Annotated in this window: 9 protein-coding genes; 7 read left to right on the plus strand and 2 right to left on the minus strand. The window is 38.3% G+C overall.

Going from position 1 to position 14,791, the window contains the following annotated elements; genetic code table 11:
• A complete protein-coding gene (locus JKG64_RS20695) occupies nucleotides 1-1,020 on the plus strand; it encodes an asparaginase (protein WP_210356324.1) in 1,020 nt (339 codons plus the stop codon).
• A 389-nt stretch (nucleotides 1,021-1,409) separates the two neighbouring features.
• Here JKG64_RS20695 and JKG64_RS20700 read toward each other — a convergent pair whose 3' ends face one another.
• Together JKG64_RS20700 and JKG64_RS20705 are read right to left on the minus strand one after the other, a co-directional pair.
• Complete coding sequence (locus JKG64_RS20700) at nucleotides 1,410-2,501, minus strand: hypothetical protein (protein ID WP_210356177.1); 1,092 nt, start codon at nucleotides 2,499-2,501, stop codon at nucleotides 1,410-1,412.
• A gap of 81 nt (nucleotides 2,502-2,582) precedes the next feature.
• The gene (locus tag JKG64_RS20705; protein WP_210356178.1) at nucleotides 2,583-3,242 is read right to left on the minus strand and encodes a helix-turn-helix domain-containing protein; all 660 of its coding nucleotides are present in this window, start codon (nucleotides 3,240-3,242) and stop codon (nucleotides 2,583-2,585) included.
• A 183-nt stretch (nucleotides 3,243-3,425) separates the two neighbouring features.
• Here JKG64_RS20705 and JKG64_RS20710 point away from each other — a divergent pair, with 183 nt between their 5' ends.
• From JKG64_RS20710 to JKG64_RS20735, 6 genes are all read left to right on the plus strand, one after another.
• Nucleotides 3,426-3,815, plus strand: a complete 390-nt coding sequence (locus JKG64_RS20710) for a type III secretion system chaperone family protein (RefSeq protein ID WP_210356179.1) — start codon at nucleotides 3,426-3,428, stop codon at nucleotides 3,813-3,815.
• 11 nt (nucleotides 3,816-3,826) lie between these two features.
• Nucleotides 3,827-4,522 (plus strand): PspA/IM30 family protein, encoded by a 696-nt coding sequence (locus JKG64_RS20715; protein WP_210356180.1) that lies wholly within the window; start codon nucleotides 3,827-3,829, stop codon nucleotides 4,520-4,522.
• 11 nt (nucleotides 4,523-4,533) lie between these two features.
• Entirely contained in the window at nucleotides 4,534-5,208 is a 675-nt protein-coding gene (locus JKG64_RS20720) for an OB-fold-containig protein (protein ID WP_210356181.1), read from the plus strand.
• A gap of 22 nt (nucleotides 5,209-5,230) precedes the next feature.
• Nucleotides 5,231-7,351, plus strand: coding sequence for a flotillin family protein (locus tag JKG64_RS20725; protein WP_210356182.1), 2,121 nt, complete (start codon nucleotides 5,231-5,233; stop codon nucleotides 7,349-7,351).
• 48 nt (nucleotides 7,352-7,399) lie between these two features.
• Nucleotides 7,400-12,241: a DNA repair ATPase gene (locus JKG64_RS20730; protein ID WP_210356183.1), complete on the plus strand. Its 4,842-nt coding sequence runs from the start codon at nucleotides 7,400-7,402 to the stop codon at nucleotides 12,239-12,241.
• 107 nt (nucleotides 12,242-12,348) lie between these two features.
• Nucleotides 12,349-14,787, plus strand: a complete 2,439-nt coding sequence (locus JKG64_RS20735) for a toxin-antitoxin system YwqK family antitoxin (protein WP_210356184.1) — start codon at nucleotides 12,349-12,351, stop codon at nucleotides 14,785-14,787.
• Nucleotides 14,788-14,791 lie beyond the last annotated feature (4 nt).

A 14,791-nucleotide genomic window follows, 5' to 3' on the forward strand; every position in this document is an offset into this window, starting at 1 on the left:
ATCATGAACATATTCATTATATATACAGGCGGTACTATTGGGATGGTACAAGACGAATCTGGGACATTTGTACCTTTTGACTTTGACCTCATCAAAAATAATCTTCCTGATTTAAGCCGTGTAGACTACAAACTAACTGTACATTCTTTCGACCCTATCATAGACTCTTCGAATATGAATCCTGAGATCTGGTTAAAAATGGCCCAGCTGATTCAGGATAATTATGAAAAATATGATGGTTTTGTAATTCTTCATGGTTCAGATACCATGGCCTTTAGTGCCTCAATTTTAAGCTTCTTACTCGAAGGACTCCAAAAACCAGTTATCCTTTCTGGATCCCAACTTCCTATTGGAGAAATCCGTACTGATGCTAGAGAAAATATGATGACAGCGCTGGAAATTGCCTCAACGAAACATAATGGGGTATCTGTCATACAGGAAGTGTGTATATTATTTGACAACAAACTCTTTAGAGGTAATCGTGCTTTCAAATACAACTCCGCCAAGTTTGAGGCATTCCGCTCTCCAAATTATCCCGTTCTTGTTGAAGCAGGCATACACCTTAAGTATAATTTCGAAGCACTGTTAAACAACACTGACAAACAACTCATCTTACACCATAAGCTAGATGATCATGTTGGTGTGCTTAAATTATTTCCTGGAATACGTCCCGACACCATCAAGGCTATTTTAGATTCTGATGTACGATCCATCGTTATGGAAACATTCGGATCAGGTAATACAACTACAGACCAATGGTTTCTAGACTTACTAGAAAAAGCTATCAAAAGCGGTAAAAACATCCTCAACATCTCCCAGTGTAAGGTTGGCTCTGTAGAACTTGGACGCTATGAAACAAGTCAGGGCCTGAAAGCTATTGGTGTATTAAACGGTTATGATATGACCTTTGAGGCTGCTGTCACAAAACTGATGTATCTACAAGGCGAATTCGAAGATCAGGAGCGGGTCGCTTACTGGGTTGAAAAAGATATTAGAGGAGAATTGACAATAAATGATTAAGCACTATTTATCAGCCCGATAAAACAAAAAATGAAAAATAATTGTTTTAAATAAAAAGGGAGATAAAGTGCAAAAATTAATTATCATCACATTTAGCACCATCGCCATATTATCTATGGCGAGCTGCTTTCCAAAAGCGAGTCATGTAATTCGCTCGCTTCCGGTGGAGAGTAGAGAACAAATTTTGGCACAGTATAATCAAGAGCAACTTACAGAAGGAAAAGCTATCTTCAGCCGAAGTTGCGATAATTGTCACAGACTAAAACAACCGGAAACACGAACAGCGGAAAAATGGAACCCAATCCTAAAAAGGATGATTCCAAAAGCCAAACTCAGCGATGAAGAAGGCAAACTAGTCCGGGCCTACCTAATCGCAAACTCAAAGACAACTACTTGATCGTAATCCGCATGAATTGCTTCGACTTACTCATCTGGCCCTCTTCTGTCCAGAATGTTTTATTATAGAAGACGGGTAAATACAAACTATTGTCCTTTGTAAAAAAGATATCCTTAGCCTCCGTTCCTGCCATCCAGTGCGCAAAACTCCAACTTGCCACGAACTCTAACTTTTTATTGACAATTCGATATAACTCGACATCGACACAATCTTCATAAGGATTGGTATACAATGCTATAATATGTCTACCATCCGGTGAAAAATGAGGAAAATCAACCATAGACACCGTCTGCTCTCCTGTATGCATATCCACGAGCTTGTAATCTATCGACTCATAGTAACTTCCGTTTACGATATACTGTTGCAAGGAAGGATTATAGCCGATATACTCGTATTCTGCCCTATTTTCTTCCGCATCAATAGGACTATCTTTAAACACGCTATTCTTCAACCCGGCAGGGAGAATCAATACGCCATCTTTTTTTACATGCGCCAGCGTATCCCGCACCACGGATTCAATTGCATCTTTTCTCCGCTGCATATACTCCTGTTCGGTAATCAAGTCAAGGGAAACAAAGTCTTTCAAAACTAAACCCCGCTCGTTATATACCGGTTCCTTTTCTCCCACTTGTAAAAAACTAACTATAAGTGCATCTTCTTTAGATAACTTCAAATCCGACACGTTTCCAATTGCGGACCTTGGAATAAACACTTTACGCTTAGCTATAATCACACGTTGCTCTCCATTATGCAATCCCTCGTACGGATATAGTTCTCTACTCCACACAGCTAGCCAATCTCCTTCCTCGCCTATCACTTCATAAGCCTCTCCGTACCCTGCTTTTTCCATAGCTTTGGAGCCGGTAGACATAGCCTGTCTAACGATGACACTATCTCTAGAAATAACAAAAGATTTTGTGACTGGAATATCATTGGTATAGTCTACCACTGTAGTGTCTAATAACGTCGGCTCAACATATTGGAACGTAGAATCTTGATTACTTTTATCGATAATTTTATTTGCATGTCCATTACATGACGTCACAATAAAAACAAACAATCCCAAAAGACAGCATTTATACATACGTAAATATTAATTTCATGATTTCGTTATACTAATATGCAGTTCTTTGATAGCAATGTCTAACAACAATCTGGAAAAAACCTAGATGATACGCTCGAACTTACCAAACAACTTCCAGAAACCTGATTTATGCTCTGCATCAAAGACAACACTTTTCCAAGCATTCAGGACCAATTCAATTTCCGTTCCATTAACAACATACTGTCCAAAAAAAAGATCCTCCCCTTTACAATAGAATCCGTAACTCTGATCCAATGTATGGAGAATCTCGACCTCTACAGATTCAAGAAAAAGAATCGTATGCTCTTCGAATGGAAAACTAGATGGATTTGGAATAAGGGAACTATTTTCGACCGCGAGCAACTGCTGTTTATGGTATATAGGAAAATAAATCTTGGGCAATGTGGATAAGCCATCCCCCGCTTTGGGCTCTTGAAAATATTCCCGCCCAATAAACGGTATCGCATTTAAGCCCCCATTTTGATCAATTTTTAGAGCCTCTTCAAAATGGTCTCCAAAATTCAAAATTTCATTTACCGTCAGTTGTTTTTCTAGGAGTTCAGAAACAGGAATGCAAAAATATTTTGCAATATGCAAAACCACTTCAATCTTAGGCTCAGCTCTCAACTCTTCATAAGACGAAATATTCCCCCTTGTAAGGTTAAACAGATCTGCGAAAGCCTGCTGGCTAAGTCCTTTAACCTTTCGAAGTTTCTTAATATTAATCCCAATCTGACTCATTAATAGAAAACTTAAAATTTATTTTGCAAAATATTTTTGCATTCATTATCTTTATGCAAATAATATAAGCAAACCTAAATAAATTTATTTACAATTCAGTCACATGCTGATAATAAAAAAATCTATTTAGCCTCTCTTAAGCATTATCGACTGATGTTTTAGGGGAAAATAAAACGAAACATTATGAGTTTTCTAAAGATTGAAAAATACATTGTAGACTTGGATTTCAACATCCTTCACAAAAATGAAAAAGAAGGACTTTTTGTAATAGAAAACGAGGAAGATGGAATACGCAACTTAATAATAGGTATAAGTTCTCCTATCATATTGTTTGAACAGTATCTCTTCACATTAAAGCGAGACAACATGCATATCTTCAAATCCCTCTTGATCAAGAACAGAGACATGATACATGGAGGCTTCGCTTTGACAGAAGATGGAAACCGAGTTATTTTCCGTTACACGCTTCAATTACACAGCTTAGATAAGCATGAATTTGAGGCGGCAATTAATTCTCTATCGCTATTACTAAGCGAGTATCGTCAACAATTGATTGAATTTTCAAAATTATAACACAGCATATCATGAATATATTTAAAAGACTTTTGAAAATAGGCCAAGCAGAAATTCATGCCATCGTCGACAAAATGGAAGACCCCATTGTATTAATAGCACAAGGTATTAGCGACATGAAGAAAGAGCTAATAGCTATCGAAGAAAACTATATCCGTACAAGAGCGATGGGAATACGTATGGAAAACGTCCTTCGGCAAAAGAAAGAGGAGTCCGACACACTTGAAGGTAAAGCGAAGCTTATTCTGGAAAAATCTAGACTTGGTGAAATAAACCCTGAAATCGCTGAAAAACTCGCTCTTGAAGCGCTCAAGTCTAAAAAACACCTATTAACAGCATCTCAAGAATTAAACATACAACTTGAAGATAATGCTAAATTTATTGAAGAAATCAACACCCACCTAGAAGTGTTGAAATTTAATATATCAAAATGGGAAAAAGAATTGACAACTTTAAAGACAAAGCGACAGATCAATGCAACATCCGTTCTAGTAAACAGACAGATGGCAAATATTGAACGCAACAGCACCATTCAATTGCTCGAGCAGATGAAGGATAAAGCTGCAGATGAAGAAGCTCTAGCAGCCGCCCTACATGAATTTGCACAAGATAACCTTGATCGAAATCAGCTTTCTGACTATGACTCAAACGAACATAGTATTCAGAATGAACTGGAGAACTTAAAGAAAAAAATAGGTCTAGAATAATAATTAACAATATGGAAGAAGTATTAAACATCCTCTTCAATCCACTTCCCAATGCTATTATGACGTTATTGACGGGCTTATCATTGCTCTATTGGATCTTTAGTATGTTGATGGGAGAAGGTTTTGATTTTGGTGATTCTGGTTTAGAATTTGAAGGCGCAGACGTACAGGATATAAATACTGACGCCGACGTAGATGCGGACCATCCTGAACCCTCCTTTTTTTCAAAGGCTATGGATTACATCAATATTGGAAAGGCGCCGCTCATGGTACTCGTCACTTTATTCAAATTCATAGGTTGGATTATTACACTTATCACCTCGATGACCTTCGATCTGTCTTCTTATGGATGGAAGTCGGTCCTTGTGCTCCTACCCATCTTTATTTTGACTTATTTCCTCATGCACTTCGTCACTATTCCCGTTGTAAAACTCTATAAAAACGTGGGGTATACAGGCGAGGAAGCCCAGGAATTCTTGGGCAGAACTGGCAAAATGAAATCCTCCATACAAGGACAAAGCATTGGTTCAGTAGAAATCATTATAAACAAAGATGTAATCCGCCTCAATGTACAGAGCGCGGATGGATCAAAAATAGCATATGATGACGAAGTCGTCATCGTCAACGAAACAGAGAACAAAAAATTCTATCTCGTTCAAAAAGCAATTAATTTAAACAGTTTTTAATATTAACCTTATAAACAGCCAGATGACTAGCAACACTTTTTTATTTATCGACGGAATCACAGGGATTGTCCTAATCGGTATAGGCGTAATTGTTTTTATAATTTTTGCATTTTTTGTAGTCCTAAGCATGTTCTACAAAAAAATTGCACAAGGCAAAGCGATTGTCCGCACCGGTGTAGGCGGATCAAGAGTTGCCTTTAATAAAGGAATGTATGTTGTTCCTGTATTCCATAAAATGGAGATCATGGACATCTCTGTAAAAAAGATAGAGATAGCTCGTATGGAGCATGATGGGCTTATTTGCAAGGACAATATCCGCGCAGACATCAAAGTTGCCTTTTTTGTACGAGTCAATAAATCAGTAGATGATGTAATCAATGTCGCCCAGAACCTCGGCTGTGACCGTGCCAGCGAACCTGAGACACTAAAAAGCATCTTTGAATCCAAATTTTCAGAAGCTTTAAAAACTGTCGGCAAAAAATTTGACTTCATCGAATTGTATGAAGCTAGACGAGAGTTTAGAGATGAGATTCTGAACATTATCGGCACTGACCTAAATGGATACATCTTAGATGATTGCGCCATTGATTACCTAGAGCAAACTGATCTCAAATTTTTAAGTAGAGATAATATTTTAGACTCTGAAGGGATAAAAAAGATTACGGAACTTACGGCAAAACAGAACATGAATGCCAATCTAATCCGTAGGGAAGAAGAAAAAGTAATAAAAAAACAAGATGTAGAAGCACGAGAAGCAATTTTGGAATTAGAACGTCAGCTCTCTGAAAAAGAAGAAAAACAAAGACGGGAGATTGATAATATTCGCGCTCGTGAAGAAGCGGAAATAGCGAAAGTTCGTGAAGAAGAACGTCTCAAATCCGAAACAGTACGAATTTCTACGGAAGAGCAATTGGCTATTCAGGAAGAGAATAAACTCCGCCAGATTATTATAGCAGAGAAAAACAAGCTCCGTACAGATGCTGTAGAGACAGAACGCGTTGAAAAAGATCGTGCATTAGAAGCTACTGAACGCGAGCGTATCGTAACCTTGGCTCAAATAGATAAACAACGTTCTATTGAAACAGAACAAAAAAGTATACAAAACGTCATCAAAGAACGTGTGCAACTTGAAAAGGGAGTTATTGAAGAACAACAAGCCGTCAAGGATATCGAAGTGTTCCGTGACGTAGAACGTAAGAAACAGGCTGGAGTTATAGCCGCTTCACAAGAAGCAGAAGAGCGCTTGATTGCCACCGTTAAAGCTGCAGAGGCGGCTAAAATTGCGGCGGAACAAGAAGCTGAGAAAAAAGTAATAGACGCAGAAGCATCGCGCAAAATCGCTGAAAAGAAAGCACTGGAGCTATTAATAGAAGCTGATGCGAAGAAAGAAGCCTCAGCTAGAGAGGCCGAAGCACGCAAAATTATTGCTGAAGCACAGGCTAAGGAAGAAGCAGCTATAGGTTTGTCCGAGGCGGAAGTAATGGTCGCAAAAGCGGAAGCAGAGGAAATTCAAGGTACTAAGGAAGCCTCTGTTATCGAGAAAAAAGCAGAAGCACTACGTAAGGAGGGATTGGCACAAGCTGAAGTAGTCCGAGAAAAAGCACTTGCCGAAGCCAAAGGAATCGAAGAAAAAGCTGCAGCTATGAAACAGCTGGATGGTGTAGGAAAAGAGCACGAAGAGTTCAAACTTCAGCTTCAAAAAGAACGCGACATTGAATTAGCACATATTGGCATCCAAAAGGACATTGCTCACGCACAGGCACAAGTCCTATCAGAGGCCTTAAAATCAGCTAAAATAGACATCGTCGGAGGAGAAACACTATTCTTCGAAAACATCGTGAAACAAGTTTCCAATGCTAAAGGCTTTGATCACTTAATCAACAATTCGCAACATGCGACAGCTATCAAAAACTCCTTATTATCCCCTGAAGGAAACGGAGATATTGCCGAAAAGATAAGAAACCTAGCCGACAAATACGGAATTTCCTCCAATGACATCAAGAACTTGACTGTTTCTGCAGCACTCATCAAGCTCCAACAAGCGGCAACAGCAAAAGAAGAGGAAGAAGATACCAGTTTTATCAATTCGCTTTTTGGATTAGCGAGAAATTTGGGTATTTCAAATAAAAAAATCACTTTATAACTCCAATTTTAAATCGATACAAAAACTAGTAGGTTTTAACAGCATCTAATGAAAGAGAAAACAGAACTTCAGAATGCGAGTCTAGATTCGGGGACATATGAGATTATCCGCAAAAGACTTGTTGTCCAAAAGGATGAATTGATGAAAAACCTACGGGACCTCAATGAGGCTCGTAGAGAGGTATTCAATTCGACAAATTTTGTGCTCAAAGCAAATCAGCGGATCAGCACAGAAAACAACTGTGTAGCCCGCGGGATTATTGCTGTAGATAATATCTGTATTTTCGGTTACAACGTACATTTTGGATTACGTACAGAAATCAAACTGGAAGATGTTTTTAGCATTTATCGCTTTGAAAACAACCAATTTGTACCACAATCTTTAGATCTATTAAACAACGACACTTTCATATCTGATTATCAGAATCTCTATAAATATTATAGAGATTCCATTTTCTCCAAATTCAGACGTACAGAAACCTATCTGTACATGATTTTCCAGACCAGTAAGAACAACGAGGATCTCAAAGCCTTCAAATGGTTAATAAAAGGGGAACAATTAATCTATCAAGATGATAGAAGTGTACATGAGGTAAAACCTCCTGCTCAGTTTGAGTTTGAATGGATAAAGACTTCGCTAGAAGACAGACGTTTAGGAAAATTCTCCCATATCTCCATCATGGACAAGGTATTTATAGAGGCCTTGCATGGGGATATAACCTTCAAGATAGAAAACAATACCGAGTCGGGCAAAGGGATATATTCGGAGAAGGTCGCCAATACGGACCAACAGCTAGATGATGCTGAATACTATTACGCGGATTTAGGCAATCTTATAGCGATTCGTGTAAAACCTTATCAAGAAGAGTTTCGAGCTTATATTTTTAACCTGCGTACCAAGGAAGTCACCAACCTCAAATCCCTTAATCAATCGGCGATACTACTCCCGGATAGTCAAGGGGTCATATTCTCCAACGGTTACTACTTACAAAATGGTAGTCACAAGGTATTTGACAATCAGTTTGATAATTTTTCATTCCTACGTAAAATAACCTCACCGAACGGAGAAGATCATCTTTACATCTTTTCTCATGCGGCGAGTAACACCTATGTACTGATGTCTTACAACATCATCCAACAGACTGTCGAAACGCCCATAATATGTAATGGTTTCACGGTCTTTCAGGATGGTTCACTTATTTACTTCCGCACAGAGGCTGAAGCAACTAGACACCATCAAGTACAAATCTGGGAAACGCCCTACATGCGAGTCTTAAAGGAGAATCAAGACCGCAAAGAAGATCCTTTGTATAAGGTAGGCAACAAACAAATTGTGCAGGCTATGGCCGAAGCACAAGAAGTCATACAACTCGTTAGTAAAGAAGATAGTTATGAAGGGCTTTATGAAGATATCCAGAAAAAATCAGACGCTATCTTAAACAACTACTTTTGGATACATGATGAAGCACTCAAGAACTTAGGGACACCTCTTTCTCAGATTCAAGAAATAGCAAACACCGCTATTGACGAGTTTGTAAAAGTTCAAACTCAACGTAAACACGCTAATGAACAACTATCCTTAGCCGATCAAAAATTAGAAAATCTAGAGTTTAAGCTCAATAGCACCACTATCGAACAACTGGATCAGCTCGTCAGCCAATTAGCTGATGCGCGAAAGCTTCAGGGAATCATTATTGACCTCAAAAACGTCAGATACATTAATGTCGCTCACGTAGAGGCACTACTGGTTAAACTCACTGCTATCACAGAAAGCTTATCTCAACAGACGATAGACTTCTTGCTAAAGGAAGAGGCCCTCCTACCCTATGAAAAAAGTGTAAACGAACAAAAGCTACATATTGAGAACATCAACAAAGCTTTTGACGCCAAACCTATTGAGCAAGCTATTACCAACATATCGACAGATCTAGAACTTCTGATTGATATCTTGAACAGCCTAAAGATTGATGATGTTACGCATACAACAAAAATCATTGAAAAAATATCGTTAATCTTCTCTACCTTAAATGAGGTTAGGGCATCACTCACCCGAAAGCTAAATTCATTAAAAAGTCAAGAAGCGATAGCTGAATTCTCTGCACAGCTTACCCTTTTGGAGCAATCTGTAACCAACTACCTGGAACTCTCTACTACAACAGAAAAAGTCGATGACTACTATACCAAGGTAATCGTCCAATTGGAGGAATTAGAGAGCAAGTTTTCTGAATTCGATGAGTTTGCATTAAAAATCGCAGACAAGCGAGATGAAATTATTAAAGCGTTTAATGCTAGAAGAGAACAACTAGTCGAACAAATTAACAAACGTAGTACTTCACTCGAACAAATCGGTTTACGCGTATTAAAGAACATCGAGAATAAATCCAAGTCCTTCCTATCCCGAGAAGAAATCCTCAGCTTCTATGCTTCAGATTTAATGGTGGACAAAATACGTCAGTTGGCCTCTGATTTAAAAAGTCTCCAAGATGTTTCGAAAGCAGAAAATTTAGAGAACCTTCTCAAAAAATCGCAGGAAGACGCACTACGCATACTACGTGATAAAACAGAGCTATTTGTCGATGGAGAAAACGTGATCGCCTTAGGAAAGCATAAGTTTGCGGTCAACCAACAACCATTGAAACTGACATTAGTACGCAAACAGGAAGAAATCTTCTTTCACCTGACAGGCACAAGCTTTTATCAAAAGGTAGAGAGCAAAGACCTACTAATCTACCAAGACATATGGGATCAGGAAATTATTTCTGAAAATAAAAACACCTACCGTGCAGCTTATCTTGCTTACAAAACATTTCTAGCTTCCAAAAAGACGATAGCTTTCAATGCAGAAGAATTTATTACCCGAGCTGTCGAGCAAAATTATTCCGAAAACTACGTCAAAGGTGTACACAATGTTGATGCTCAAGCGATATATAATACCCTAGCGGCGTTGGATGAAAAACTAGACTTACTTCGCTATAGTAGTAACCTTAGGGCATTGACACAATTATTCTGGCACCACTTAGATGAGGGACATCAGAACAGAATAATAACGATGGTACAATCTATTTCTGGAATGTTAAAAGCATTTCCTAACTCAAACAGATATCAATCAGTCCTTGAAGAGATTGCGAATCATTTCGAACAATGGAACACAAGCCTCGACAGATCTAACATTTCGAAATGGGATGTCGCGGACTACCTATTCAAGACCTTAACCAAATATAGCAAATTTGTACTCAGCTCTGCTGCCGACGAGTTAAAGCAATCTTTTATCCGATTACTCGAAGAAAAAAAATCGGCCCAGGATTTTCAATTGGATATAGAAAATGTTAATTTTTCCTGGGCGGACCGTATATACCTGACGTTAAACTGGCTTCATGCATTCATCGATGAGACGCCAGAGCTAGAGTCTCTCCGCAATTATACAATGGAGACGGCTGTTTCCTTACTCTTTCCAAAAGACGATTATCAATTACTTTTTGGTAAGGATACCATCACCATTGAGGGATTGAAAGGCAACCACTCTTCATTAGAAGATGGGACGTTGAGCCTAAACTACCATCAGTTCATTACACAACTCGATCAATTCACACAAGTGGATGTTCCCCACTTCCAATCTTTTGTTGAGCAGAAAGAAGAAATCTGCAAAACATACGAAAGGGAATTAAAAATAAGCGAATTTGAACCTAAAGTCTTAACATCATTCGTTCGAAACAAGCTCATCAATGAAGTATACTTTCCGCTAATAGGTAATAACCTCGCTAAACAATTAGGGACTTCTGGAGACAATAAACGTACTGCGCGCATGGGTATGTTACTGTTAATCTCTCCTCCAGGATATGGTAAAACCACACTGATGGAGTATCTCGCCAAAACGATGGGATTGCATTTTGTAAAAATAAATGGTCCTACGATTGGACACACTATCACATCTATAGACCCTATTGAAGCAAAAACATCAGGCGAACGGGAAGAATTGAAAAAAGTAAATATAGCTTTCGAAATGGCTGACAACGTTATGTTATATCTCGATGACATACAACATCTAAACGCTGAATTTCTACAAAAATTCATTTCCTTAGCCGATGGACAACGCAAAATAGACGGTATTTTCAATGGAGAGAGTAAAACATATGACTTGAGAGGTAAACGTTTCTGTATCGTTATGGCAGGAAATCCATACACAGAAAGTGGATCAAAATTCCAAATACCGGACATGTTAGCCAACCGTGCTGATGTCTATAATTTGGGCGACGTAATCGGAGACACGGAGCATCTGTTCAATCTTAGCCTTATTGAGAATGCCGCAATCGAAAACCCGTATCTAGAAAAAATTGCCAGCAAATCATTCTCCGACTTTTACACTCTTATAGATCATGTTGAGTCCGAAAAAGAAGAAATGCCTGACCTAGAAGGCAATTACTTAAAGCAAGAAATAGATGATTTTATGGTAACACTGAGGCATATTTTGACCATACGCGATGTAGTCATTAAAGTCAACAAAAATTACATACAAAGTGCTGCAATGCAAGATTCCTATCGAACCGAACCTCCCTTCAAAATGCAGGGTTCGTACCGCAACATGAGCAAATTAGTAAGCCAGGTGATCCCCCTTATGAATGAAAAAGAAATCAAGGACATCATTCAGGCACATTATGAAAGCGAATCTCAAACACTAACAGCCGACACAGAAAGTAACTTATTAAAATTAAAGGAACTCGCGTCACTAAGTACAACACAAGAGCAACAACGCTGGCAGGAAATCAAAGAGATCTTCCGCAAAAACAATAAACACGGAGGCTTAGCAAAAGACGAAAAAATCTATGCTCAGCTACTGGATTTTAACGATAATCTAGAGGGCATTATCAAAGCGATCAATGGCCAACACAAATAGATTTTAGCCTGCCTGTGCTTCGGATTTAAAAAGGACTATTCCGCTTTGTAAATTATGTTATTTTCCTAATGGCTTTATCGCCATATTTGGATAAATATTTTATTACAATGTACAAGGCAATCTCTTTCATACTTTTAACCATCTTGACAACACACATTGTTCAAGCGCAGGACATGTTATACTTTGATGAAGACTGGCAGGAAACTACCAGGGATAAACATGTATATTATCGTCCTCTTCCATTAAAACAGGAGGGTGAGCTCCTTTTACTAAAAGATTACTACAAAGGTGGTCAATTACAGATGCAGGGATATATCATGGCAGACAACCCTGAGATTTATGTAGGGGATGCCTATTGGTACGATGAGAAAGGCTTTGATGCCAGCTTCAGTCAATACAAAAACAACAGTACCGTCAAACAACTGAACTACTACTACCCTGATGGCAGCTTATGGCAAACGGTAAACTATGGAACAAACGGAAAAAAAGAAAAAATCACAACCTATCTACATAACAAAGTAATCGCGACAGGGTATATATCTCCTTCAGAAGAACTCTCTGGCAATTTCAGTTATGCTCAGCCCATATCATATTATGAATACAGCCCTTCTGATGAAGGAGTAATGTTAGAAAAAACAATTGCTGTCCCCACAGACCCCGTCACTAAAACGAAAGAACAGCGCTTTTACTTCATTACGGTGTTTTGGGAGAATGGGAACAAAGCCAGTGAAACCAAAGTAGCCTATAAACCCTATGGAGGAACGGCCGAAGTCTATAAAAAGACCTGGAATAAGGAAGGTAAATTTATTTCGGAAAAAAAGTATGAAAGCGAGACACCTAGTGCATCATACATAGAAGAAGAGTATTATACTAAAAACTATATCGCTACACAGATCCAAGAAACAACGCCCTACAAAAATGGAGAAAGGTATGGTGTATCGATAGTCTATAGTAATAATGGGGACACACTGTATCGATCCATTTTTAAACAGGATGAACTCCAAGAAGTCAATATATATCAAAACAATAAGCCCGCCCAGAAGAACATATACCAAGACAGCAAACCCTATGACGGTATTTTTACAGATGAAATGGGGGGTGTCATCAAGGAGTTTAGATTACGTAAGGGTGTGAAAATAGACAAAGAATTCCTGAAAGAACAAGATAGTCAAAAAATATTAGCAGAAGGTGTCTATCAAAATGGACAACCTTGGGATGGGACTTTCTTTAATGAAGGAGACTTATTCGAAATCCTACAGTACAAGAATGGTGTTCAGGAAGGAATACAGCGGGCATTTAGCAACTTATACTTTGAGCACATCAAAGAAGAGTATGATATGAAAAATGGTCTACGTGATGGATATAGGAGAATATATAATGAAGATAGTCTCGTAAACGAAAGTATATATAAAAACGGTCAGATTGTTTCGGGAACGATTCAAGAGGATAATATGAAGCTCACCTATGCAAATGGAAAATTAAAAACCCGTAGTCAATTCCATCACCGTGATGAAAACCGTTTGATGTCCACAGAACAATTCGAAGACGATATCATCCAATCCATAACTTACTTCGATTTTTCGATCAAAGAACAGCCCAAGGCATCGTATACAGGTTATTTTAGAAATGAGAAGCCCTATGCTGGGTTCTTTAAGTTGGACACGCTGATTGATGATATTTCATTAATAGACTATTATGAGAATGGTACACTTAAGTACAAGTATTCTTTTGATTTTATCGAACAACTCGAAAATTATGAACATTATCTATATACTGTAAAAACAAGCTATAAAGAAAGACAACCGATATCTGGCCCTCTTTACAAGAGAGTCGGAAGGGAACGTCTATTACAAATCGATTATACAGAAGGGAAAATCAACCATTTCGATGTCAATTTATTCGGCATGCACTATTTTGCCCGTATATCCTTCCAACTCGACAATGACATTTTATCCATATCCGGAGGTAACTCTCCTATAGCAATAAAGGCATATCAGGCAAATCAAAGTATCATTGCTGACCTCTATAAGGACAATCAAATCTTCAGGAAAGGACAGGAAAGCATACAAATAAAAGAAGGTAGTCCAAACTCCATAACATTTTATTATATCAAAGATGGGCAAATCAAAACATTTGCAACCTCCATCCTTCCTTTCATGGACGAAGACATCGACCACAATGATCTAGTCATGAAGCTGTATCCTATGTTTCCTATGAATAATACAACAGACATGCAGACCTTGCTTAACAAATTCCTCAACAAATTTGAGACAGAGGATCTAGAGGAAACATTTGAGTATGGTATCGGTGAAAATTTCCCTTTTAAAATGGAAGATATACTAACAACCGTCGAATTTGACCAAAATGGAGCAATCGCCTATGGAATACGTCCAAGTATTCAACCTGATGACAGCATTCTTATGGAAAGCATTGAAAACGGAGAAATAAAGAGAAAAAAAACGTTCAAAAACATGAAAGAACTGCTGAAAGACAAGAAGGCGGAATTCAAAAAATTTGAGCACAACCTACTCAACAATTTAAATTAAGTGG

Origin of the sequence: Sphingobacterium tabacisoli, assembly GCF_017908035.1 — a bacterium.
Taxonomy (GTDB): Bacteria; Bacteroidota; Bacteroidia; order Sphingobacteriales; family Sphingobacteriaceae; genus Sphingobacterium; species Sphingobacterium tabacisoli.